This is a genomic window from Micromonospora sp. IBHARD003 (genome assembly GCF_056106285.1).
Genome location: NZ_JBWBBX010000001.1, coordinates 7697075 through 7721543, shown reverse-complemented (window position 1 = coordinate 7721543; position 24469 = coordinate 7697075). Strand labels below are relative to the sequence as shown.

At 70.6% G+C, this 24469-nt stretch carries 16 protein-coding genes; 4 read left to right on the top strand and 12 right to left on the bottom strand.

Annotated elements, in window-relative coordinates; all coding sequences use genetic code 11:
• The first annotated feature begins 64 nt into the window (after positions 1 to 64).
• A complete protein-coding gene (locus tag ACTWOL_RS33645) occupies positions 65 to 772 on the top strand; it encodes a YoaK family protein (RefSeq protein ID WP_474300664.1) in 708 nt (235 codons plus the stop codon).
• Here the strand turns inward: ACTWOL_RS33645 and ACTWOL_RS33640 are convergent.
• The 3 genes from ACTWOL_RS33640 to ACTWOL_RS33630 form a co-directional block, all read right to left on the bottom strand.
• The gene (locus ACTWOL_RS33640) at positions 764 to 2020 is read right to left on the bottom strand and encodes an MFS transporter (protein WP_474300663.1); all 1257 of its coding nucleotides are present in this window, start codon (positions 2018 to 2020) and stop codon (positions 764 to 766) included. The genes ACTWOL_RS33645 and ACTWOL_RS33640 overlap by 9 nt on opposite strands.
• A 150-nt stretch (positions 2021 to 2170) precedes the next feature.
• A complete protein-coding gene (locus ACTWOL_RS33635; protein WP_474300662.1) occupies positions 2171 to 2965 on the bottom strand; it encodes a tyrosine-protein phosphatase in 795 nt (264 codons plus the stop codon).
• Positions 2966 to 3109: 144 nt separating this feature from the next.
• Positions 3110 to 3520, bottom strand: a complete 411-nt coding sequence (locus ACTWOL_RS33630; RefSeq protein ID WP_474300661.1) for an SHOCT domain-containing protein — start codon at positions 3518 to 3520, stop codon at positions 3110 to 3112.
• A gap of 385 nt (positions 3521 to 3905) precedes the next feature.
• On the opposite strand from ACTWOL_RS33630, the gene ACTWOL_RS33625 reads away from it, so the two are divergent.
• Complete coding sequence (locus tag ACTWOL_RS33625) at positions 3906 to 5195, top strand: cation:proton antiporter (protein WP_474300660.1); 1290 nt, start codon at positions 3906 to 3908, stop codon at positions 5193 to 5195.
• Positions 5196 to 5242: 47 nt separating this feature from the next.
• On the opposite strand, the gene ACTWOL_RS33620 is transcribed toward ACTWOL_RS33625, so the two are convergent.
• From ACTWOL_RS33620 to ACTWOL_RS33605, 4 genes are all read right to left on the bottom strand, one after another.
• On the bottom strand, positions 5243 to 5440 hold the full coding sequence (locus tag ACTWOL_RS33620) for a hypothetical protein (protein WP_474300659.1): 198 nt from the start codon (positions 5438 to 5440) through the stop codon (positions 5243 to 5245).
• Positions 5441 to 5569: 129 nt separating this feature from the next.
• Positions 5570 to 8260, bottom strand: coding sequence for a winged helix-turn-helix domain-containing protein (locus ACTWOL_RS33615; protein ID WP_474300658.1), 2691 nt, complete (start codon positions 8258 to 8260; stop codon positions 5570 to 5572).
• Positions 8261 to 8399: 139 nt separating this feature from the next.
• Positions 8400 to 9104 carry a metallophosphoesterase family protein gene (locus tag ACTWOL_RS33610; protein ID WP_474300657.1) on the bottom strand — a complete coding sequence of 235 codons (705 nt, stop codon included), beginning with the start codon at positions 9102 to 9104 and terminating at the stop codon, positions 8400 to 8402.
• Positions 9101 to 9340: a hypothetical protein gene (locus ACTWOL_RS33605; RefSeq protein ID WP_474300656.1), complete on the bottom strand. Its 240-nt coding sequence runs from the start codon at positions 9338 to 9340 to the stop codon at positions 9101 to 9103. The genes ACTWOL_RS33610 and ACTWOL_RS33605 overlap by 4 nt, the downstream gene beginning before the upstream one ends.
• Positions 9341 to 9928: 588 nt before the next feature.
• On the opposite strand from ACTWOL_RS33605, the gene ACTWOL_RS33600 reads away from it, so the two are divergent.
• On the top strand, positions 9929 to 11029 hold the full coding sequence (locus tag ACTWOL_RS33600; RefSeq protein ID WP_474300655.1) for a glutamate--cysteine ligase 2: 1101 nt from the start codon (positions 9929 to 9931) through the stop codon (positions 11027 to 11029).
• A gap of 155 nt (positions 11030 to 11184) precedes the next feature.
• Positions 11185 to 12495: a diacylglycerol/lipid kinase family protein gene (locus ACTWOL_RS33595; protein ID WP_474300654.1), complete on the top strand. Its 1311-nt coding sequence runs from the start codon at positions 11185 to 11187 to the stop codon at positions 12493 to 12495.
• Positions 12496 to 12569: 74 nt separating this feature from the next.
• Here ACTWOL_RS33595 and ACTWOL_RS33590 read toward each other — a convergent pair whose 3' ends face one another.
• The 5 genes from ACTWOL_RS33590 to ACTWOL_RS33570 all read right to left on the bottom strand — a co-directional run bounded on the left by ACTWOL_RS33590 (position 12570) and on the right by ACTWOL_RS33570 (position 24155).
• Positions 12570 to 13217, bottom strand: coding sequence for an LAETG motif-containing sortase-dependent surface protein (locus ACTWOL_RS33590; RefSeq protein WP_474300653.1), 648 nt, complete (start codon positions 13215 to 13217; stop codon positions 12570 to 12572).
• Positions 13218 to 13721: 504 nt separating this feature from the next.
• Positions 13722 to 19034, bottom strand: a complete 5313-nt coding sequence (locus ACTWOL_RS33585) for a DUF7507 domain-containing protein (protein ID WP_474300652.1) — start codon at positions 19032 to 19034, stop codon at positions 13722 to 13724.
• Between the two features lie 404 nt (positions 19035 to 19438).
• Entirely contained in the window at positions 19439 to 20602 is a 1164-nt protein-coding gene (locus ACTWOL_RS33580) for an LmeA family phospholipid-binding protein (protein WP_474300651.1), read from the bottom strand.
• A gap of 278 nt (positions 20603 to 20880) precedes the next feature.
• Positions 20881 to 22458, bottom strand: a complete 1578-nt coding sequence (gene fumC, locus ACTWOL_RS33575; protein WP_474300650.1) for a class II fumarate hydratase — start codon at positions 22456 to 22458, stop codon at positions 20881 to 20883.
• Complete coding sequence (locus tag ACTWOL_RS33570) at positions 22455 to 24155, bottom strand: NAD-dependent malic enzyme (protein ID WP_474300649.1); 1701 nt, start codon at positions 24153 to 24155, stop codon at positions 22455 to 22457. The genes fumC and ACTWOL_RS33570 overlap by 4 nt, the downstream gene beginning before the upstream one ends.
• Between the last annotated feature and the right edge of the window lie 314 nt (positions 24156 to 24469).

Sequence of the window (24469 nt, the reverse complement as noted above, 5' to 3'; positions counted from 1 at the left end):
TCGCCCGAATCGCTGGAATCCGGAGTTAACATGACGAACCACCATTGAGCCCATCGGAAAGACAATGGAACAGCGCCTACAGCCACCGTCCGAGCCGACACTGCGGATGCACATCGCGGTCACCTTGCTGGTAGCGGCCTCCGGGGCGTTGGAGACCATCTCCTTCCTCGGCCTGGACCGTGTCTTCGCCGGGGTGATGACGAGCAATCTCGCCCTGCTGGGTATGGCCCTCGGGCAGAGTCAGGTCATGCATGTCACCGCGGCGCTGGTGGCGTTGGCCGGCTACGGCGTGGGCGTCGCGGGGGCCGCGTGGTTCACCCGGAGCTGCAGCCACTCCACCACGCACTGGCCGTCACGAGTGCTGCACTGCCTTGCCGCGGAGACGGTTGTGCTCGCCGTCATCGCGGGAGTCTGGGCTGCCGCCGGTGGGTCGCCGTACGGGATCACACGAGGCATGCTGCAGTTCGCGGCTGCTCTGGCCATGGGTGTTCAGTCCGCGGCCATGGTGGCTGCGGGCAGTACGGCCGCGCCCACCACCTATCTGACCGGCACCCTGGCCACCTACATCGTGAAGGGAGTGGGCTCGGCGCACCCGAGCGCATGGATTCCGATGAGGTTCGGCGCGATGATCGTGGGTGCGGCCGTCTCCGCGGCCTTGCTGAAGACAGCTCCCGGGTGGGCCGCGGTGCCGACCGTCGTCCTGATGGTGTGCGCCGGCCTGACCGCGTGGGCACCGACCACCAGGAAGGCGCCTGATCTGCGGTCAGGATGATGCGGACGGTCCGGCGGCAGCGGTGCCGGTGTGGAGCCCGGCCGGGACGGCTCGGGCGCTGACCACGAAGGGCCGGGAGAAGACAGTGACGGCGACGGAGATCGCGGCCACAGCGGTGATGGCCGTGCCGGGGGTGAAGTGCTGGGCAACGCCGCCGGCGATCGCGGCTCCGATCCCCTGCCACGTCATCCGGCCGGCCGACTCAACTCCCTGGACCTGGCCACGGACCGGATCGGGGGTCAGCGCGAGTAGCTGCTCCTGGAGCGGCAGGGTGGCGGCGAACCCGGCACTGGCGATGAACACCGCGACTGTCGCCACCGGCACGGGTGGATGGATGGCGAACAGCAGGTAAGGGATGGCGAGCAGCAGTCGCAGCGCGAATGCACAGCGGCGTCGCTGGTCGGCGTTGAGCAGGCGTCCGACAGCCAGGTCACCGAGGAGCATGCCTGCCGATCCGGTGGCCAGGAAGACACCGGCGTGATCTGGGGCGTAGGAGATGAACAGAGCCTCGCAGCCGACGATCAGGCCGTTGGGAACCCACAGGTTCAGCAGCAGCGCGCGTTGGCCGGAGTGGGAGAAGAGCGCGATGTTCGTTGTCCGGGTCTGGCGCAGTCCGGGGCGACGGGTCAGACGGATCGAACGTTCCCTCACGGTCACCACCACAACGATCAATCCGACTCCGGTCAGGGCCGTCGCGGCGACGAAGACCCCTGCCGGGCTCAGGTACCGCAGAAGTACGGCGCCGGTGGCGTAGCCGAGGATGGCCATGCCGCCCGAGGTGATGTTCATCAGCGAACGTGCCAGCGCATACGCAGAGGTCGGCACCACCTCGGCGAGCAGCCCCATCCGCGTTCCGGTCCCCAGGGACTGGAAGAACCCGAGCACCAGGAGCAGACCGAACCGGGCAGCCAGCGGCAGCCCCGGAACCGCCTGTGCGGCAACACCCACGAGCGAGACGCACTGGAGCGCGACGAGGGTCCGGCGAGGACGGCTTCCATCCGCGACCGACATCAGCGTCAACGCACCGAGCACCGTCGCGAACGTGGCGCCGTACATGCTCACGGCTGTCAGGAACGGGGACCGGGTCTGGTGAGCGACCAGCGTGCCGAGCGCGAAGCCCGACCAGGTGCTCGCGGCGACCGTCAGGGTGAAACTGACGTACAACCCGGCGAACTCACGATGGTTGAGGAGCAGGTCACGGTAACCGGTGACGGGAAGCGTGCTGGACGCGGACGTGTCGGAAGGCATGAAAAAAGCCTCCGGACGCACCCGTTGGGGCGCCGAAGGCCAACGCGCCTATTCTATCAGCAGAGAGGGGCCCGCTCGGGCTCGAAGCCGGGCGCGCGCCCTCACCGCGCCGGCGGCGCGCCGACGCGATTCAGCGCGCCGCAACGGCGCTCAGGCGGTGTCTTCTCCTGCCGAGGCCGCCGCGACCGCCGAGCCCGCCGGCTGCAGCAGCCGCGCGCGGAGCGCGGACACAAGGACGTCGTCGACACCCAGCCGCTCGGCCGCGTAGGCCCGCAGGGAGCCGTAGGTGCCGCTCAGGGCCGCGAGGAACAGCCGCATGACATCGGCAGGCGCCCTCCCGTAGCCGGGCCAGCGCGGCTCGCGGCCGGGGTTGGCGGAGTGCCAGTCCGCCAGGAGACGGGCGGTCGCGAGCTCGGTGAGGGCGAAGTCGGCGACGACGTCCTCCTCGGACACCCCGACGAGACGGAGCACGAGGGCGGCGATCAGGCCGGTGCGGTCCTTGCCTGATGCGCAGTGGAAGACCAGCGGGGCATCGGGGCCGCTCCCCGTGGCGATGAGTTCGAGGGCGTCGCGGATCTCCTCGACCCCGTCCTCGGCGACTTCCCCGTACCGCTCGGCGAGATACGGTCCGGGCTCCACCTCCGGCCCCAACGCGGCCTGGTCGTACGGCCGGTGCTCAATGCTGAGGTTGTGGTAGTCGAGCCCGGGATACCCGGGGACGCGGCCCTTGGCCTCGATCTCCCACGGATAACGCAGATCGATGACCGTACGGACACCGAGCGCCGCGAACCGCTCCCGGTCCGCCTCCCCCGCGTCGGCGAGCTTGCCGAGGGAGTCCGCACGGTAGAGCACACCCCAGCGGACGGTGGAGCTGCCGTCCTCGGTGCAATAACCGCCCAGGTCACGGAAGTTGTGCAGCCTCTCGAACGCTATGTGTCTGTTCACGGACGGGACCGTACATGATCGTGTCAGGCGATCGGATCACATCCGGTCCCTCCGCGCAGCGCCCGGACGCCGCTCGCCCGGTGCCCCGGTGCCCCGGGCGGGAGCCCGCGGTGGCGGCCCGGGGTACCAAGGCCGCCACCCGGGTCAGCCCAGCAGCTTCTGCTTGGCTTTCTGGAACTCGTCCTCGGAGAGGTCTCCCCTGGCCTTCATCTCGGAGAGCCTGGTCAGCTCGGCCGTGGTGCCCTCGGTGCCCTGCGCCGTCCGCCGGACGTAGGCGTTGAAGGCCTCCTGCTGGTCCTGGGCGTGCTGGATCTCGCGCTTGCCCATGCCCTCGCCGCGCACGATCACGTAGATCAGCACGCCCAGGAACGGGATGATCAGCACGAACAGCAGCCACAGGGCCTTGATCCAGCCGTTCATCTCGTGGTCGCGGAAGATGTCCACGATGACCCGGAAGAGGATCACCAGCCACATGACCCAGAGGAAGATCCACATCACGGTCCAGAACGCGCCCAGCACCGGATAGTCGTACGCGAGGTAGACAGTGCCGTCCATCGCCGTCCTCCTGCCGTTCTCGTCGGACGCCGGGCGTCCGCTCGCCGCCAGTGTGGGACGGCCCGGCGGCGTGGCCCTCACCCGGCAGGGGTGATTCGGCGCGGAAGGCACGAGCGTGGCGGGCGCCACCGGTGGCGTGGCGGGCGCTGGCACGGGGCGCGCAGCCGGTCGCGGGCGAACCGCCGACGGGCGGAGGGCACCGGACAGAGCGCACTCGCGCCTCCCGTGGGTGAGCGGGCCGTGTCGGTGCCCACCGCGTCCGCCGGCGTCGACCACGATGGGCGGGCCGTGATGCCTTGGGTAGTGGTGGGTGACGTATGGCGGACGCGACGGTGTGTCTCCCGGGGGGTACGCGCCCCACGGATGCGGGCAGCGCGGAGCGCACATGAGCGGCGGAGCCGCGTGGACCGGGGTCGCGGTGGCAGCCGTCACCGCGGGCTATGCGCTGGCTTCCGGGAGGCTCGCCCGCGCCTCGGTCACCGCGCCGATCGTCTTCACCGCATGCGGGGTGTTCATCGGGCCGGTCGGACTCGGCATCCTCCATCCGCAGCGGGACGCGGGACCCGTCCTCGTCCTCGTGGAAGCGGCGCTGACGCTGGTCCTGTTCACCGACTCCTTCGAACTGCGCGGGCGGGATCTGCATCTCGGCCGGCTGCTGGCCGTACGCCTGGTGACGATCGGGCTGCTGCTGGCGATCGGCGCGAGCTGGGCGCTGGCGCTGCTGTTTCTGCCCGGACTGAGCGGCTGGGAGCCCGCGCTGATCGCGGTGATCCTCGCCCCCACCGACATCCCCGTGTGCAAGGCCGCCGTCACCAACCGGCGGGTGCCTCCGCTCGTGCGGCACGGCCTCACGGTCGAGACCGGGCTCAACGACGGAGTCGTCCTGCCGTTCTTCCTGCTCTTCCTCGCCGCCATCTCGGGGACGTTGTCGTCTCAGCACGGCTTGGTGGGAGTGTTCTGGCGTTCGCTGGTCCTCAGCGGCGCACTCGGACTCGCCGTGGGCGCCGTGACCGGAATGCTGCTCCACAGGGCCTGGGTGGCCGACTGGGTGAGCCGGGAGTGGGGCCAGGCCGTGGTGCTGGCCGTCGCCCTGGCGTCGTACACACTGGCCGCGGCCACGGGTGGCAGCGGCTTCGTCGCGGCCTGGGTCGCCGGGTTCACCTTCGCCGCACTGCTGAGGCGCGGAACGGCACGCGAGGGTACGGGCAGCGGCGTGCACAGCGTCGACCAGGTGGGCCGGTTCACCGAGGCCGTGGCGTCCCTGCTGGCGGCGATGAGCTTCCTGGCGTTCGGCGCCGTCATGCTCGGACCCGCGCTGCAGCATCTCAACTGGCGGGTGGTGGTGTACGCGGTGCTCTGCGTCATCGTGGTGCGTCCGCTGACCGCCGCCATCGCCCTGGTGGGAAGCGGGCTGCGGCTTCCGACGGTGGCCTATGCCGCCTGGTTCGGGGCCCGCGGACTTCCCTCACTGGTCTTCGGTCTGCTCGCCGTGAAGGAGCACGTCCCCGCCGCGCGCACCCTGCTGGAGGTGGTCGCTCTGACGGTGGCGCTGAGCGTGCTGCTGCACGGGCTGTCGGCGGTCCGGCTCAGTGACCGGTACGGGTCCTGGTTCGAGCGGACGGCGGCTCGCGGCCCCCGCCTGCGCGAGGCCGGGCCCAACGCGGAGAGGCCCTGAAGCCGGACCCGGACACCGCCCCGTGGGGAAGGCTCGACGCAGCGCGCTCAGTCGGGGAGCCTGCGCATCTCCACCACGTGCAGGCCGAGATCCTGGAAGCGGGCGAGGAGCCCGTACAGATGGGCCTCGTCCGTGACCGGTCCGTACAGGACCGTTTCCTCCGGCACCGTCGCCTCTTCCAGCTCGGGAAAAGCACCGGCGACCGCCGTGGACAGATGACCGGAGACGCGGAACTCGTATCGCATACCGACACTTCCCCGTGGGCCATGGCCCCTTCGTGCCTCGGGAACCTCGGGAACCTCTGGAACCACATGCTGGCCCGCCCGCGGATCACGGCGCATCACCCGGACGAGGTGATCCGCCGTCCGGGGGCGTCACAGCAGGTCGGCCTCCCGGGCGCGCCGTACCGCCTCGCTGCGGCGGGAGACGGACAGCTTCCGGTAGATGCTCTTCAGATGGGTCTTGACGGTGTTGACCGACAGGAACATCTCGGCGGCGATCTCCTGTGTCGACATCATCTGCGCCACGTACCGCAGGACGTCGAGCTCCCGTCGGCTGAGGTGCTCGACGATCACCGGGCGGCCGTCGACGTCATCAGGGCGCTCGGTCAGCCAGGGGTGTTCGGCGACGAGTTCCGGGGTCTGTGCGAGCAGATGCCGCAGCCAGGGCCCGGACTCGGTGAAGGGTGCGCGCAGGCGTTGCGGACGGGCGGCCTCGAGTGCCTGGCCGAGAAGGACCACGGCGTGTCCCGTCGCCTCGTCCCGTACGGCGGCGTGAGCCTGCAGAAGCCGGGCACGGACACGGTCGGCGGGGCAGGGGGCCGCGCCGTTGCCGAGGGGTGCCAGCAGTCGGCGTGCCCGCGCGGTGTCACCGGCCGCCAGATGGGCGGCCGCCGACGCGAGGGTGTACGCGGAGCCGTCGCGGGCCGTGCCGTTCAGTGCGGCAAGCGCCGACGGCGGGTCGCCACGGGCGAGATGGACGGCGCAGCGTGCCACGGCGACCCTGCGCTCGGCCTCGGCACAGACGGGCGGGGTGCCGTTGTGTGAGGCGCGCCTACGGGCTGTGCCGTTGTGCGGTGCGTCGTTGTGGTTGCCGTTCGGTGTGACGGACGAGTGCGCGCCGTCCAGCGCGTCCAGCGCGTGCGCGGTACGGCCCTGGGCGAGGGCCAGACGGGCGCGCAGCACCGCGATCTCGGCGGCTCCCAGCGGATCGTGTGCGGTGCACCGGGAGTGCGCCGCGGCGTCGATGTGCCGCTGGGCTCCCAGGAGGTCGCCGCGGTCCGACGCGACGGCGGCCAGTGCGAGATCGCAGAGTCCGGTGCGGCAGTCGACAGGTACGGCTGCTTCCTCGGCCGTCCGCAGGCCTTCGCGCGCGTGCGCCTCCGCCTCGCACAGCATGCCGTCGACGGCCTCGGTCAGGGCGAGTGCGCCCAGGGCGTGGTACCGCACGGTGGTGGTGCGCTCGTCGGCCGACGCTTCCAGCGCCGATGCGAAGGCGTCCCGGGCCTCGGCACGGTGGCCCGCGGAGAGCAGCGCCTGAGCCCTGCCGTAACGGCACAGGGCCTCGATCTCCGGGCGCTGCTCCAGCCGGGCGTCGGGCATCTGCGCCATGCACGCACGCACGCCGCCGTCGACGTCCCCGGCATCGCCCGTGCACCTGCCCGCGTCGGTGAGGAGACGCAGCAGCGCACGGCCGAGCCCCTCTTCGGGAGTGGCACCGTGCCGGGTGGACTCGTCCGCACGGCGAAGACGTCTGCGGCTCTCCTCGGTGTCGTGCCGGGCGAGTGCCGCGGCTGCGGCGACGAGTGCGGGAGCGGCGCCCGGGACATCCTCGGGCATGGACCGGAACAGCCGCTCGAGACCGTGGCTGTCCGGGCCGGTGATCAGGCGTCCGATCGCGAGCCGGTCGACGAGGAGCGTGGCGGCATAGTCCCATTCCCCGGCTGTCACGGCGTGTTCGAGCGCATCGGTCAGCCGGTCGTCGCCGGCGTACCACTGTGCCGCGCGGCGGTGCAGGTCCGGGCCGAGCCCGGGGTCGCGGCTGCGCAGATGGGCACGGAGCACCTCGGCGAACAGGGGATGACTGCGGTACCAGTCCGTGTCGGCGATCGGCTCGACGAACGCGTTCTCGCGGGCGAGTCGGGCGAGTACGGCCGCTCCGTCACCGCGGCCCGTGAGGGCGTCGGCGAGCCCCGGATGGATGTGCGAGAGGATGCTGGTCCGCACCAGAAGGTCCTGGACCGCGGCCGGCTGGGCGTCCAGGACCTCGGCCATCAGATAGTCGGCGACCGCGTTCTGCGAGGCGGCGAAGGACTGGGCGAAGTGCTCGGCGTCCTCGGCCCGCTGCATCGCGAGCGCGCACAGCCGCAGACCCGCGGCCCAGCCCTCGGTCCGCTCCGTGAGTGCGCCGATGCTCTCGTGCGAGGGCGTCAGCCCGTGGTGGCGCAGCAGCTGCGCGGTCTCGCGCGGGGTGAACGCCAGTTCCGACCGGCGGATCTCGCAGATCCGGCCCTCGGCGCGGTAGCGGTGCAGCGGCAGCACCGGATCGACCCGTCCGATGAGGACGAGCCTCAGGGCGGGGCCCGCATGGGCCAGGACGAACTCGAGATCGGCCGCCACCTGGCGGTCGGTGGCGCGTTCGAGCCCGTCGAGGACCAGGACGACGGGCTGGGGAAGCTGCGCCAGCGCGGACGCGAGCCGGACGATGAGGGAGCGGTCCACCGCGCCGGTACTGGAAGGGGTGCCGATGTCGGGCAACCTCACCCGGTGGTAGCGGAACGCGCCGAGGACGTACGTCCAGAACACACCGGGGGCGTTGTCATCGCTCTCGACGGTGAGCCAGACGACGGGTCCCGGCGCGCGCTTGGCCTGGTGCCAGGAAGCGGCGAGGGTCGTCTTTCCGGCACCGGCCGGGCCGGTGATCACGGTGAGCGGGCCCCCGGTCCCCTCGGAGAGCCGGTCCAGGAGGCGCTTTCTGGCCACGAAGGCGGGCGGCACGGCGGCTACCGCGAACTTCGTGGCCAGCAACGGATCGCCGCTCGGATCCGGCTGGGCGTCGTCGGCCATGGCTTCTACCGTCGTACGGTCCCGTCTTTCCGGTGCACTGACGCGACCATGATCCCAGCGGCCCGGCATGATCGCCATCGGACGCCCGGGCGGACGGCGGCACTCGGTGCCCGCGCGGGCGGCGGCTCCTCCGTGCCCGTCAGGGCGCGGCGAGGTGGTAGACGGCGAACGCCCTGCCGATCACGGGCTGGGCCACATTGCGTACGCGCACTCCGCCGGCCGTCATCCCGTGCTCCACTCCCCGGTGAGCGTGACCGTGGACCGCCAGGTCGGCACCCGCCTCGTCCACGGCTTCAGCCAGCAGGTAGCTGCCGAGGAACGGATAGATCTCCGGCGGTTCGCCGGCGAGGGTGTCCGGCACCGGGGAGAAGTGGGTCAGCGCGATGCGCACCGTGCTGCCACCCGCGGCAAGCTCTTCGAGCGACCTGCGCAGACCCGCCGCGCAGTGGCGGGTGTGACGGATGAACGCCTTCATCTCCGGCTCGCCGAACTCACTGCCGCTGCGGCCGGCGTAACCGCCGCCGAACCCCTTGGTGCCCGCGATTCCGACCCTGGTACCGCGGATGTCGAGTTCGGTGGAGTCACCCTCGAGAACGGTGACGCCGGCCGCCTGCAGTGCGGCCGTCACCTCGGCCTCCTGATCGCTGTGGTAATCGTGATTTCCCAGCACACCCACGACGGGCACCGGCAGCCCGGTCACCTCGGCGACGGTTCCGTGGCGGGTGAGGTCGCCGGCGAGCAGCAGGACGTCCGCGCACGCGCCCAGGGTGTCGAAGGCGGGCCGCAGCAGACCGTGGCTGTCCTCGCCGAGGTGGATGTCTCCGACCGCCGCCACCCGGATCACGGAAGCTCCCCCGGGTGGTCGGGGGCACTCGCCGAGACGACGAGCAGGTCGGACAGCACGGGTGTTCCGGCGAGTTCCTCCCGTACGACCCGCAGGATCTCGTTCCGCTGCTCGTCCGTGGAGACGGTGCCGGAGAGCAGGACGCATTCGCCGACGTACTTGGTCGTCTCCAGGATCGCCTGGGTGTGGTCGGGGGGCAGTGCGGCGGCGGCGCTGTCGAGCTCTTCCTGGTTCATGGCCGGTTTCCTGGCTGCGTGACCTGTGTCGTGGCCCTGCGTGGCCTGCGGCACTTCGCCTCGCACCGACGTGCGCGGGGACGGTCCTCGGGCCATGCGCGTGCGGGTGGGCCCTCTTCCGAGGACCCACCCGCAACTCCCACACCTACCCGGCTTCTCGCCGGGCTTCCTGTCTGTCACCGTGGGGTCCATCGGCTGTCGTGGCGCCCGTCCGGTCCGGCCCCAACCGCAAGGAGCCGGCAGGTCCAGCATCACCCCGGAGGCATACCACCGCCACTCCTGGCCCAGGGCCTCTCGCATGCGGAGGACTGCCGGCTCAGTGCTCGGTGAGCATGGTGGTGCGCAGGGTGTTCAGGATGCTTTCAGCGGACGCGAGACGTGCGTCTGGGAGCTGCCGGGGGCCGCGCGATCCGGGGCGACGCCGGCAGCTCCTCCCCGCGAGGCCCCCACACCCCTCCGCCGCCCGTCGCCGGGCTCGTGGAAGTGGGCGGAGGTTTGCTGGAGAGTGGACCATGGATGCGCTGATGGGCACGCAGCCCATCGGCGCCGGACGCCCCGGAGCGGGTGCACGGACGAGAGGTGCAGGCCGTGCGTAGCGTGGGTGTGGAGGAGGAACTCCTCCTGGTGGACGCGGAGACCGGTGAGCCCCGGGCCGTGTCGGCGGCCGTGCTGGCCGCGGCATCGCACGAGGGTACGCAGGAGGACCCGGTCCTCGAAGCGGAACTGCAGCGTCAGCAGCTGGAGTTCGCCACCCGGCCGCAGACCCGGATGGAGGATCTGGCGGTCGAGATCCGGCGGCGCCGTGCCGAGGCGTCGCGGCATGCCGAGGAGACGGGGGTGGCCGTTGCCGCTCTTGCGACGTCTCCTTTGCCCGTCAGCCCCACTGTGGCCCGGGACGAGCGGTACCAGTGGATGGCGGAGCGCTTCGGCCTCACGCTGCACGAGCAGCTCACCTGCGGGTGCCACGTCCATGTCTCGGTCGCCTCGGACGAGGAGGGCGTCGCCGTCCTGGACCGGATCCGGCCCTGGCTGTCCGTACTGCTGGCCCTGAGCGCCAACTCGCCCTTCTGGCAGGGAAGGGACAGCGCGTACGCGAGCTACCGCAGCCAGGTGTGGGGCCGGTGGCCGTCCGCCGGGCCCGCGAAGGTCTTCGGGTCGGCCGACCGGTACCACGAACAGGTGCGGGACATGATCGGCACCGGAGTGCTCCGGGACGAAGGCATGATCTATTTCGATGCCCGGCTGTCGCACCGGTACCCCACGGTCGAGATCAGGGTCTCGGACGTGTGTCTGGACCCGGACGCGACGGTGCTTCTCGCCGTCCTCGTCCGTGGGCTGGTGGAGACCGCCTCTCGCCAGTGGCAGGCCGGGGACCCTCCGCCGAGGCACGAGATCTCACTGCTCAGGCTCGGCGCCTGGCAGGCGGCACGGTACGGCCTCGGAGACCGGCTGCTCCACCCGCTGACGATGCGGCCCGCTCCGGCGGAATCGGTGGTACGCGCCCTGTTCCACCATGTCGGGGAGGCCCTGGACGCCTCCGGGGACGCCGATCCCGCGCAGGAAGCGCTGGACGGGCTTCTGCGCAGGGGCAACGGGGCGACCGTCCAGCGCGCGCTCATGGAGCGGACCGGCAATCTGCGCGACGTGGTCACCGAGTGTGTGCGACTCACCGGCGCACACCGGCAATGACCTGCCGACCGGCTCGGAGCCGGCAGGTGCAGGCGTGTGGCACGGGGTGGACGACATAGGTGCAGCGGAGGCGCCGTGCGGCGCGCCGTAGTGCAATGGCCTTGGGATCCGGTCCGGTCAGAGCCGGAGCCGGACCGGGCGAGCACGGAGGTGCCATGGGCCACGGCGACGGCAGGCGGATGCGTGCGCAGCGCTGGGCCGCGCGGTTCGCGATCGTGGCCGCGCTCGCGGCGGTGGCTCTCTTCGTCCTGGTCTCCGGCCTGAGGGGCATCGCGCTCGTGGCCGTCGTGGTGGTGGGGACGGCGGTGACGGCGGCCGCCCTGTGGTGGGCGCTGACCCGCCGGGGTGTGGTGCGGGTCTGCGCCGCGGTGCTGGCCGTCGCCGCGCCGGTGGTGGTGATCTGGCTGGGGCTTGCCTCGGGTCTGCTGTGGCTGCTGGTGGTCTGTCTGGCGCTCGGGGCTCTCGCCGCGACGGCCGGGTGGGAGGCGCTGGCCATGGAGGCCGGGCCCGGGAAGCAGCCCGTCTCCGATGCGCCCCGGCCCGAGCGACCGTTCCTGATCATGAACCCCCGATCGGGCGGCGGCAAGGTGGAGCGGTTCGGGCTGAAGGAGAAGGCGGAGGGGGCCGGCGCCCGGATCGTCCTGCTGGATCCGGCACATCCGGTCGATGTGGCCGCTCTTGCGCGCCAGGCCGTGGCCGAGGGAGCGGATCTGCTCGGGGTGGCGGGCGGGGACGGCACCCAGGCGCTGGTGGCGGGCGTCGCGGCGGAGCACGGCATCCCGTTCCTGGTCGTCCCCGCCGGAACCCGGAACCACTTCGCACTGGATCTCGGGCTCGACCGGGAGGATCCCGCCGCCGCACTGGACGCCCTGACGGACGGCGTCGAGCTCCGGGTGGACCTCGGCCGCATCGGGGACCGGGTGTTCGTCAACAACGCGTCGTTCGGTGCCTATGCCGCAGTGGTGCAGAGTGACGCGTACCGCGACGACAAGGTGCGCACCACGCTCGACTTGTTCCCCGATGTGCTGACACACCGGGCCGGTCCCCGGCTGACCGTCCGGGCGGCCCAGGACACCGTCGAGGCCCCGCAGGCGGCTCTGGTGAGCAACAACCCGTACCGGATGGGCGACATGGCCTCACTCGGCCGCCGGGACCGGCTGGACGGCGGCGTACTGGGTCTGGTGTGCGTCAGGGTCGACAGCGGGGCGCAGGCCGCGGATCTGCTGCGCGGTGAGCGGGCACCCGGTCTGACCGTGGCCGCGGCCCCTGAGGTGGTCGTGGATGCCGATGCCCCCGAGGTCGACGTGGGCCTGGACGGTGAGGCGCTCACCCTGCCGACTCCCGTGCGCTGCACGATCAGACCGGGAGCTCTGCGCGTACGGGTGCCGCGTCACCGGCCCGGTGTGCCCAGGGTCCGGCCCCGGCTGGACTGGCGGCGGCTCGGGATGCTGGCGCTCGCGCGCTGAAATGCCCGCCGCCTCCCGAAACGGCGATGTGCCCTGCGGCCCGAGGGCCACAGGGCACATACGGCCTCAAGCGGTCAGTCGCGCGCGGCGCGCCGCTTGCGGGTCGCCACCAGGATGCCGCCACCGGCCAGGACCGCGAGGGCAGCGGCGCCGGCGATCACGGGCGTGGTGCTGGACCCACCGGTCTCGGCGAGGCCACCCGGCTTCGTCGCGCTGGGCGACGGAACGGGCGCGGCGGAGCTGGGCGGCTCCGGCTTGTCCGAAGGCTTCGGAGGCACCGAGGGCTTCGGGGTGTCCGACGGCTTCGGGGTGTCGGAAGGCTTCGGAGGCACCGAGGGCTTCGGGGGCTCGGAGGGCTTCGGTGTCTCACAGGGCGGAGCGGTCTTGGTCTCGTCGCGCGAGAACTGGTCGCCGTCACCCGCCTTCACGACGAGGCGCACCTTCACGTCGGACTTGTGGTCGGGCAGCTTGAGCTCCTGGTGGAACTGCCGCCCGAACTTCGTGGTGGGCAGCAGGTCCTTGCCGTCGACCGTGATGGTCACCGTGTTGGTGACGTAGTCCTTGTACGCCTTCAGATCGACGGTGACCTCGGAGCAGGTCACCGTCCACACGGGAGTGTGAGCCGAAGCCGGGGCGGCGAACAGCCCCGCGCCGACGAGCCCGGCGGCCGTGCCCGCTATGAGAGCGCCCGAGCGCTTCCACGCACGGGTGGGTACCTTCATCAATCCTCCACGCAACATGTGTAACAACGGGGTTGGTGCCGCGCACAGTACTCCCCCACCACACTCGTCTGCACCCCACCCCTCACAAATGACCTGAGCGTGACGCCTGTCGGGGAAACGGGCACTCTCCCGACGGCAAAACCACTCGGAGCGGAGGGAATTCGGGCAACCGGCCCCGCCGAGTGCGTTTCCCGGGGTTCGCGCGCGGGTGGGAGCCGAATCCGACATGGGACTGGGGGGTTTCTGATGGATCTCCGTGGAGGAAGGAGCGGCGTCCGGTGCGTGCTCTCGGGGTGCCGGTTGGAAGCCCTCGTACTGGACGTACTTGGGTTTTCGGCCGGTGCGGCGAGAGTGAGTGCCGGGCGTCGCGACGCCGCGGAGATCCATCAGAAGCCCACCAGCCCCGAACGTGAAGGTTCGGGGCCAGTCCGATGGGTGCGTCGTACCGGCACCGGTCCGCCCGGCCGGCGGCGGGGTCACCGCCGTTCCCGGCCGGGCACCGGGTCAACTACCGGTCCGCGGCCGGTGTCCGCCGTGTGGAGACGACGAGTGGGAACCACTTCCGTGTGGAGACGACGGGTGCGAACCACCGCCGTGCGGGGGCTTGGGACGGTGCCCACCGCCGTGTGGCGGCTTGGGACGGTGCCCTCCCCCGTGCGGTGGCTTCGGACGGTGCCCTCCCCCGTGGTGGGCCGTCGACACCGTCGCTCCGGAAATGGCCTGTACCGTGCGGCCGTCAGGCGCCGTACCGGTCGCCGTGGCGGTGTTCTTCACCTTGCCGGCCCGGATGTCGCCCTTCCCGACGGTGTAGGCCGCCGTGCAGGTCATCGACTCACCGGGGGCGAGTGTGGTGCCGGGGCACGACACCACCGGTGGGGTGCCGGCGCCGGTGAACGAGGTCTCGTCCACCCGCACCCGCGAGAGCCCCACCGTGCCGGTGTTGGTGACCACGAAGCGGTACTCGACGCGCGTGCCCGGGCGGGTGGCCTTGGTGGGCGACGCCGTCTTGACGAGGGTGATCGCCGTGACGGGGACGACGGTGGCGGTGAACGTCGTGACCGACGTCGCCGTCACCGGCGGACCGGTGGGCGGTCTGCCGGTGACGGTGGCTCCGTTGGACACGGCCCCTGCGGCGATGTCGGCCGCGGTCACCGTATAGGTCGCCGTACAGGTCAGCGAGGCGCCGGGGGCCAGCGACGTGCTCGGACACGTCGCCTCCGGCCGGGTTCCGGTTCCGGTGAACGAGGGCTCGACGACGCCGACCCCGGTCAGGGTCACATTGCCGGTGTTGGTCACGACGAAGCGGTAGGTGACGCGCTGGCCGACGGCGGTCACCGTGGCCGGCGTGACCGTCTTCGCCAGCGACAGCGACGGGGCCTGCTGCACGGTCACGGTCTCGTTCGACGTGGAGGTCACCGCCGTCCCACCGGGCGGAGTGCCCGTCGCACGGGCCGCGTTCGCGATCGATCCCTCGTTCACATCGGCCTGTGTCACCACGTACGACGCCGTGCAGGTCATCGACGTACCCGGGGCGAGGGACGTGCCCGGACACGACACCACCGGAGCCGTTCCCGTCCCCGAGAACGCGATCTCGGCCACGCCCACGTCCGACAGTGCCAGATTGCCGGTGTTGGTGACGACGAGCCGGTAGTCGACGCGCTGGCCCGCCTCGGTGACCACGGCGGGCGAAGCCGACTTCACCAGCCTCAGCTCCGGGTTGCGCCGCGGGGTGAACACCGCGGACGACTCGTTGGACTCCACCCCCTGGCCGGAGGCGGACGTGCCCCTGGCGACGGCGGTGTTAATGATCTGCACCGCCGCCACGTCCTGCGGTGTCACCGTGTAGGTCGCCGTGCACGTGAGCGCAGCGCCCGGAGCGAGGGGCCCGGACGGGCAGGAGATCACCGGCTCGGGTCCCGTACCCGAGAAGGAGAGGTCGGTCGCGGAGACACCGGACACGGTCACATTGCCGGTGTTGGTCACGCGGTACGAATACGTCAGCACCTCACCGGCACGGAACACACCGCCATCCCCGGCCACCGTCTTCACCAGCGACAGCGCGGGATCCGGAAGCGCCGTCACCGTCTCCTCCGTGGTCGCCGTCACCGCGGGGCCGGAAGGGGGCGTCCCGGTGGCGATGGCACCGTTCGTCACGGCTCCGGCGTTCATGTCCGCCTGCGTCACCGTGTACGTGGCCGTGCAGGTCTTCGACCGGCCGGGGGCGAGAGGGCCCGCGGGACACACGATGTTGGGATCCGGGCCCGTTCCCGTGAACGCGGTTTCGTCCACCCGGACGTCCGTGAGCGTCACGTTCCCGGTGTTGGTGACGACCAGCGTGTAGTCGATCTGCTGACCGGCCGCGGTCACCGTGGTGGGCGATGCCGCCTTCACCACGGAGAGGGCCGGGGCCTGCCGGGCGGTGACGGTCGCGGTGGACGGCGGTGTGGCCACGGCGGGTCCGGTGGGCGGACTGGCCGTCGCGCGGGCGGTGTTCGTCACGGAGCCGGCGTTGAAGTCGGCCTGGGTGACGGCGTACGACGCCGTGCAGGTGAGCGACGCGCCGGGGACGAGGGACGTGTTCGGGCACGAGACCTGGGGCGCCTGGCCCGTACCCGAGAACGCGGTCTCGTTCACGCTGACGCCGGACAGCGTCACATTGCCGGTGTTCGTGACCACGAAGTCGTACGACACCACCTGACCGACCGCGGTCACGGTGACCGGGGTCGCCGTCTTCGCCAGCGCCAGGGCGGGGTTGACGACGGGTGTGAACACGGCCGACGACTGCACCGACACCGCAGTGCCGCTCGGCGGAGTCCCGCTGGCACGGGCCGTGTTGTCGATCGAACCGGCGTCGACGTCCTGCTGGGTGACGGTGTAGGTCGCCGTGCAGACCATCGAGTCACCTGGCGCGAGGGTCGTTGCCGGGCACGACACCTCGGGCGGCTGACCCGATCCGGAGAAGACGACGTCCGCCACGTTCAGCGCGGACAGTGTCACATTGCCGGTGTTGCTCACACGGTACGAGTAGGTCAGCACCTCACCGGAGCGGAACACCCCGCCGTCCCCGACCACCGTCTTCACCAGCGCGATCGCGGGGGTCTGCGCCGCGGTCACCGTCGCGCCCGACGTCGCAGTGACGGCGGGACCGGAGGGCGGGGTGCCGGTGGCGCGGGCCGTGTTCCGCACCTCCCCCTCGTTCACGTCGGCCTGCGTCACCACATAGGTCGCCGTGCACGTCATCGACGCACCCGGGGCGAGGGACGTGCCCGGACACGACACCTCCGGGTCCGTCCCGGTACCCGAGAACGCCGTCTCGGCCACCGTCACACCGGTGAGCGTCACGTTCCCGGTGTTGGTCACCACATGCGTGTACGTCACCCGTTGCCCCTCGGCCGTCACCGTTTCCGGATCGGCCGACTTCTCCAACGACAGCGAGGGATCCCGGTCGGCGGTCACCGTCTCGCTCGACGTGGACGTCACCGCGGGACCCCCCGGTGGAGTGCCGGTCGCGCGGGCCGTGTTGGTCACGGTGCCCGTGTTCATGTCGGTCTGTGTCACGAGGTACGAGGCCGTGCACGTCATCGACTCGCCGAGGCCGAGTGCGGTGGCCGGACACGAGACCACCGGAGCCGTCCCCGTGCCCGAGAAGGCGATGTCGGTCACGCTCACCTGGCTCAGCGGGAGATTGCCGGTGTTGCTGACGACCAGCGTGTAGTCGACGCGCTGGTCCGCCTGTGTCACCACGGTCGGCGAAGCCGTCTTCACCAGCCTCAGTTCCGGTCTGCGCTGCGGGGTGAACACGGCGGACGACTGGTTCGACGTCACCGTCTGGCCGGAGGGCGGGGTGCCCGTCGCGACCGCTGTGTTGGTGATCTCCCCGGCCACCACGTCGTCCGGTGTCACCGTGTAGGTCGCCGTACAGGTCACCGCGTCACCGGGAGCGAGAGGTCCCGGCGGGCAGGAGATCTCCGGCTCGGGTCCCGTGCCGGAGAAGGAGACATCGTTCGCGGACACGTTCGACACCGTCACATTGCCGGTGTTGGTCACCAGGTACGAGTACGTCAGCACCTCACCGGCACGGAACACACCACCGTCCCCGACCACCGTCTTGGCCAGCGACAGCGACGGCTGCTGGTCGGCGGTGACCGTCTCCTCCGCCGTCGCCGTCACCGCGGGGCCCGACGGCGGAGTGCCGGTCGCCGTCGCGGTGTTCTCGATCTCTCCCTCGTTCACATCGGTCTGCGTCACCGCATACGTCGCCCGGCACTCCATCGACGCACCCGGGGCGAGGGAGGTGCTCGGGCATGAGACTTCCGGGTCCGTCCCGGTACCCGAGAACGCCGTCTCGGCCACCGTCACACCGGTGAGCGTCACGTTCCCGGTGTTCGTCACCACATGTGTGTACGTCACCGGCTGCCCGTCGGCCGTCACCGATTCCGGACCGGCCGACTTCGTCAGCGACAGTGACGGGTCGGGGTCGTCGGGGGTGTTGGTGAAGGTGCAGAGGATGCGCGGGCTGCTGCGCCCCGACTCGGCGGCGGGGAAGTGCAGTGTGAAGGACGTGGTGGCACCGGAGGTCACCGGAGCATTGCCGTTGGCCGTGTCGACACAGTCGTACGTCGTGGTGTAGTTGTCGAGGTCGCCGCCCGACGCCGCGGTCTCGGCGAGGGTGTACGTGGTGTTCGCCACGCCGATGACCGGTCCGACCTTCTCCGGCTGGACGCCGGTCGTGTTCCCTGTCGTGGTGGCGGTGTTGCCTGCGCTGATGCCACCGCCGTCGATCGACAGTTCGAACTGGTCGTTGGACGTGGTCGATTCCATGAACCGCCCGACGATGTTCTTCTGGAGCGTCAGCGTCGGGTTGGTCGAGCAGGCACCGAGGTCCACGGAGACGAACGCCTGATCCGACAGGCGCTTCGGCTGACCGATGAGCTGCCCGTTGTTCGGGTTGACCGCCTGCAGGAACGTCGTGGTGCCGGTGCTGTACTCGATGAACAGCTTCCCACCGTTGTCGAAGGCGATCCCGTTGTACTGGCGCTGCTGGGGATTGTCGATGTCCGCCAGAACCGTGACGGGCAGTGCGACGCCCGTGGCGGAGCCGGTCTGGGGAAGGGGTCCGTCGACGACACCGATCGCGGCGTCGTTGACCCCGTTGGCGGACGTGACGATGTAGAGGTTGCCGGCGGCGTCGAAGGCGATGTCGCCGTTGGCGCCCGACGTACTGCTGATGGGCAGGTCGAAGGTGGCGATCACACCCTGGATCGCCGTGTGGGTCACGGTGTTGAAGCCGTAGACCTTGACCTTGCCCGGAGCCGAGGAGGGATTGAGGGCGGCGTAGTAGTAGATGCCGCTGGCCGGGTCGACCGCGCCGGCGACGACGACCACTCCGTTGCCGGGTGTCGTGCCGCTGTAGCTGGTCCAGGTGTCGCTCGCCGCGTCATAGCCGTGGACGACGATGGAGGAGGCGCCGCCCGTCCGGTTGACGACATAGGCGCCGGTGCCGCCCGGGAGGATGCCGAGTGCGTTGGTCATTCCCCCCGAGGGGATCTTGCTGACCACCGTCGCGGTCACCGTCGGCGTCGGTCCCGCGAGGGTGCTCGCGTCGAGCGACAGCAGGGTGCCGAAGTCCGAGGCACTGGCACCGTTCTGGAGGGCGTAGATCCTGTCGCCGGTACAGTCCAGGGGCAGGGCCGCCGCCTTGGCCGACCCGGTACCGCCGTGGCCCTTCGCCTGTGCCGTACTGCCGCCCGTGGCCACACCGGCGACGCCGGCGCTTCGCTCGGTCGCCAGGGACAGCGAGGGCGCAGGTCCCAGCACCAGCAGGGCTCCGAGCACACCGGCCCAGCAACGACGTGCCCGGGAAGCGGATGTCCACGCTTTCCGGGCCTCTGCTGGGGATCCCCCAGGGGGTCTGAATGCGGACATGGCGAACTCCCTGGAATGATCACAGGACGGTGAAAGGGCTGCGCAAAATACATCACAAGCCGTGACGGCTCATGACTCTGCGCATTCACGTCCATTCGATCGCAGCGGAACTATCAGCCGAACGGCCGATTTACCGCGCGGGAGTTACGTGTGCCCGCCATCTCCTTCCCCGCCACACGGGGGCACGGAAGGTGCGGAGGGACAGGTTGCGAAATGATGATCGGAGCAACCTATGTGCCTATCTGCCGCCGTTCCTCCCGGAATCGCCATCACACCGGGAGAAACGGCGAACGACGTCAGCGGGCGTGGCTCTTGCCGGATCGGTCGGGCCGTCCGAAGGTGAGCCCGGTCCCCGTCAGATCCGCCCGGATGCCCTGGGGTTCCACCACGATGTCGCGCAGCCGTATGTCACCCGTCGAGACCTTCGGCAACTCGAACGAGAGCGACAGCCTGTCGGACAACTGCGGCGGCCTCAGCTTCAGCAGTGATCCGATCAGTTCGGGGTCGATGCCCGCCTTTTCCAGCAACCAGGGGTGGTCGACGACGAGATCGACGAGGTTGACCTTCATCAACTGCCGGAGGAAGCGCGGCGAGCCGGTGAGTTCGTTCAGTTTCTTCTCACTGCGCACAGCGCGGTCGATCTGCGCCGCGGGGATTCCGAGGCGCTCGACCACCGCGGGCAGCGCGAGCAGGGACTTGGCGCGGGCCGCCTCGCGGCTGATGCGCTCCGCGGCTTCGGCGTGCAGGCGCAGGCCCGCGCGCTTCGGATCCTTTCCGGGCCGGTACGTGAACAGTCCGGGCACATCGAGACTCATGTTCTCGACCGTGGTGGACACGGCACGGTCGCCGTGCTGCCGGATGTGGGCCTCCGCCCGCAGGCTCACCTCGCGGCCGGCCACCGGCATCGATCCGGCGATACGGATCCCACCGGAGCCGGTCTCGGTGAAGCGGACCCGGGAGGCGCCGAGTTCACGATTGAGATCGTCGAAGGAAAGCAGGACGTCCCCGTCCATGCGGTCGACGACCGCGCCTTCGATCGAGGTCGGAAGATCCCCGACGATGCGGACGTCCTCCGCCGTGGCGTGCACCTCGGCGATCGAGATCTTGTCGGCGGCCACGTCCGGGACCGTCACGTCGGCTCTGTCGATCCTCTGGCGCAGGACCTGGGTCAGGAACGGGAAGCCCGCGATGTCGACGTCGGGCCGGGCTCCCCCACCGAGCGAGTGCTGGATCTTCTCCGCCGCCTTGTCCTCGGCGTAGGCCACCGACAGCCGGTCGCAGACCACGAACAGAAGGCCGCACACCACCACGGCGACAGCCAGTTTGAGCATCACGGGCAGGGCCGCGAGCCGGCTGCGGCCGCGGTGGTCGGGGGGCGTCCACTCCTGATGATCGTCGTCCGAGCGCAGTCCGGGTGCGGCGGGCCGCATTCGGCGGTTGCGTGCTGGGTACTCGTCCAACTCGGTCTTTGGATCAGCTAGTTGAGCGAGTTCCTCATACGGGTTGGGGGGACGCGCGGAAATGCGTGTGGGGGGTCGCATCGCTTCATCCCATCATGTGCACCACCCTCCAACGCAACTCCGCTCCATGTGAGTTCCGCTTCACGGCGTACGACGTCCGGCGGTCCGCCGGCACGACCTCGTGCCCGCGGACCGCCGTTCGCCCGAACCGGCTCCTGGCAAAGGACGTCCTCCTCATCGCGACGCGGTCGCCCGCACCGCGACGGCGTCTCTCCGCGTCATCTCCCCGCGCCGGAATCCTTCGAGCCGGAATCCTTCGAGCCGTGCGCACCATTCGGACCGTGTGCACCGTCCGGGCCGTGCGCACCGTCCGGGCCATGGGCCGCGGTGCCTGCGCCGCGGCCCGTCATCGCCCGGGGGTCGACGATCCTGTCGAAGTCGCCGGCGGAGATCCAGCCGGTGGCCAGGGCGGCCTCCCGCAGCGTCGTGCCCTCGTCGTCGGCCTTGTGGGCGATGGCACTGGCCTTGTCGTATCCGAGCGTCGGGGAAAGGGCGGTCACCAGCATCAGCGAACGGTCGACGAAGGCGTCGATCTGTTCGCGGTGCAGCTCGGTGCCCTCGATGCAGAACGTCCGGAGCTTCCCGCAGGCGTCGGCGAGGATGCGCGCCGAGTGAAGGAAGTTGTTGATGACGATCGGGCGCATCGCGTTGAGCTCGAAGTTGCCCTGGCTGCCCGCGAAGGCAACGCCGCCGTCGTCGGCGAGGACCTGGATGCAGACCATCACCATCGCCTCGCACTGGGTGGGGTTCACCTTGCCCGGCATGATCGAGCTGCCCGGCTCGTTGGCCGGCAGCTTCAGCTCGCCCAGGCCGCAGCGCGGTCCCGAGGCGAGCCAGCGCACATCGTTGGCGATCTTCATCAGCGGAACGGCGACCGCGCGCAGCCCGGCGGAGGCCGCGACCATGGCGTCGAGCCCGCCTTGCGCCGCGAACTTGTTGGGGGCGGTGACGAAGGGGTGTCCGGTCAGTTCCGCGATACGCTCCGCCACCTCATCGGCGAACCCGGGCGGAGCGTTGAGGCCCGTACCGACGGCCGTACCGCCGACGGCCAGTTGGTGAAGTCCGGGCAGGACCGCCTCGACACGGACGATCGCGTCACGCGTCTGCGCCGCGTACCCCGACCATTCCTGACCCACTGTCAGCGGCACCGCATCCTGCAGATGGGTGCGTCCCGTCTTGGGGATGTCCGCCCACTCCCGTGCCTTCCGCTCGAGGGTGCCGGCCAGCCGGCGCAGCTCGGGCAGCAGATGGTCGTGGAGCGCGAGGACGGCGGCGATGTGCATCGCCGTGGGGAAGGTGTCGTTGGACGACTGGCCCATGTTGACGTGGTCGTTGGGGTGGATGGGAGCCTTGGAGCCGAGCACTCCGCCGACCAGCTGGATCGCCCGGTTGCCGATCACCTCGTTGACGTTCATGTTCGACTGGGTGCCGGAACCGGTCTGCCACACGTACAGCGGGAAGTCGGCGTCCAGCGCGCCCGAGATCACCTCGTCGGCGACCTGCGCGATCAGCTCCGCCTGCCATCGTGGCAGCCGCCCGGCACGGCCGTTGACCTGCGCGGCCGCCTTCTTGACGTACCCGTAGGCGTGGTAGACGGCCTTGGGCATCCGGTCGTCGCCGATCGCGAAGTGTTCCAGCGAACGCTGGGTCTGCGCGCCCCAGTAGCGGTCGGCGGGGACGTTCACCTCGCCCATGGAGTCGCTCTCGCGGCGGGTGCCGGTGGCGTCGATGCCGACGGTCAGCTTCAGGACGGCGGGGGCGTCGGCGACGGCCCCGGCCCGTTCGGTGGCGGTCATCGTCGCGCGCCCTCCGGAAGCTGTACGTACTCGGGCATCCACATCGCGTCCTGTACTGCCTGCACCACGTCGTCGATCTGTGCACGCGCAACGCCATCACGCCGGGCGGCCTCCACCACCGCCACGGCCACCGTCGCGGAGGAAGCCCTCAGATCCGCGACGGGGGGCAGCAGGGCCGCGCCCGTCCCGCTCGCGTCGGCCTGGCCCGCGACCGCCTCGGCAGCGGCGAGCAGCATGCCCGGGGTCACGTGGTCGGCGCGGGCCACGACGGTGCCGAGGCCGAGACCGGGATACAACAGGGCGTTGTTGGCCTGACCGATGGCGTACTCGGTGCCGTTGTGGCGCACCGGATCGACGGGGATGCCAGTGGCGCACAGCACCTTGCCGTCGGTCCACGCGATCAGATCCGCCGGCATCGCCTCGATCCGCTCGGTCGGGTTGGACAGCGGGAGGATGACGGGCCGCTCCACATGTGCGGCCATCTCCCGCACCACGTCCTCCGTGAAGGCGCCGTGCGCCGTCGACGTGCCCACCAGAATGGTCGGTTTCGCCCCGCGCACGGTCTCCAGGAGTCCGACCGGCCCGCCGCCGGAGGGTGCGAAGGCGGCGGCCTCCGCGGCAGGCCGCGCATAGCCCTGCTGGTAGTCACGCAGGTCCTTCATGTCGTCCAGGAGCAGACCCTGCTTGTCGACCAGCCAGATCCGCCCGGTCGCCTCTTCGGCGCTCAGTCCGTCGCGCACCATCGCGTCGCGCAGCTGGTCGGCGATGCCGACACCCGCGGTACCCGCGCCGAAGACCACGACACGCTGGTCACGGAAGGGCTGTTGCAGCGCCTTGAGCGCGGAGACCACGGCGGCCAGGGAGATGGCACCGGTGCCCTGCATGTCGTCGTTGAAGATCCGGGCCTCGGTGGCGTACTGCTCCAGGATGCGGCGCGCGTTGCCCGGGCCGAAGTCCTCGAAGTGCAGCAGGGCGTGCGGGTAGAGCTCACGCACGGTGTCCATGTACGTCGCGACGAAGTCGTCGTAGCGCTGTCCGCGTACCCGGCTGTGGCGTGCGCCCAGGTACAGCGGGGCGTTGAGGAGGTGCTCGTTGTCGGTGCCGACGTCGAGCACGACGGGGATGCAGCGATCGGGGTGGATGCCGGCGGCGGCGGTGTAGACGGCGAGCTTGCCGACGCAGATCTGCACCCCGTCGACGCCCCAGTCGCCGATGCCGAGGATCTCCTCGGCGTCCGTGACCACGACCAGATCGACGTCGTCCGCGGACAGTCCCAGTGCTTCGAAGGAGCGGCGGACGTCTTCGGGCCGGTCTATGGAGAGGTAGACGCCGCGGGGCTGGCGGAACTCGTGGCAGTAACGCTTGATGGCCTCGCCCACCGTGGGGTCGTAGACGATCGGAAGCAGTTCGGTGAGGTGGTCCGCCAGCAGCCGGTAGTAGAGGACCTCGTTGTGGTCGTGCAGCTGCTCCAGGTACACGTTCTTGGCGAGGTCCCCGGGCTGGCTCCGCAGTTGCTCCCAGGCGCGGCGCGCCTGTTGTTCCAGGGTGAGGACGGCGTCGGGGAAGCGTCCGACGAGCCCGTAGCGGTCGCGTTCCCCCGCGGTGAAGGCGGTTCCACGGTTGGTCAGCGGATCGGCCATCAGTTCGGGCACCCGGAAGCCGTTCCGGTGCCGCAAGGCGTTGTTGGCTGTCTTCATCCTCTGGTCTCACTTCCGGAGGTGACGAGATCGGGGGCGATGCGGTGAGGTCGCGGCCGTCACCGGCTTCGGTGACCGGCACCGCCCGGTCCGCCGACGGAGCGCCGGGCGTCCGCAGCGCCGGTGCTCCGGATGGAGTACCGGCCATACGCTCAGGGATAGCGAACGGCGGAGCCGGGCAACAGCCGACGTGGGCCGTTCAGGTGATATACGCACGAACCCGGCGGGCTCGTGCGCGGTGATGTAAGTGCCCGCTCACCACGGCTCCGCGCACCGGGTGGCCGCCCGTATACGACGCAGAATCGCTGCACGTT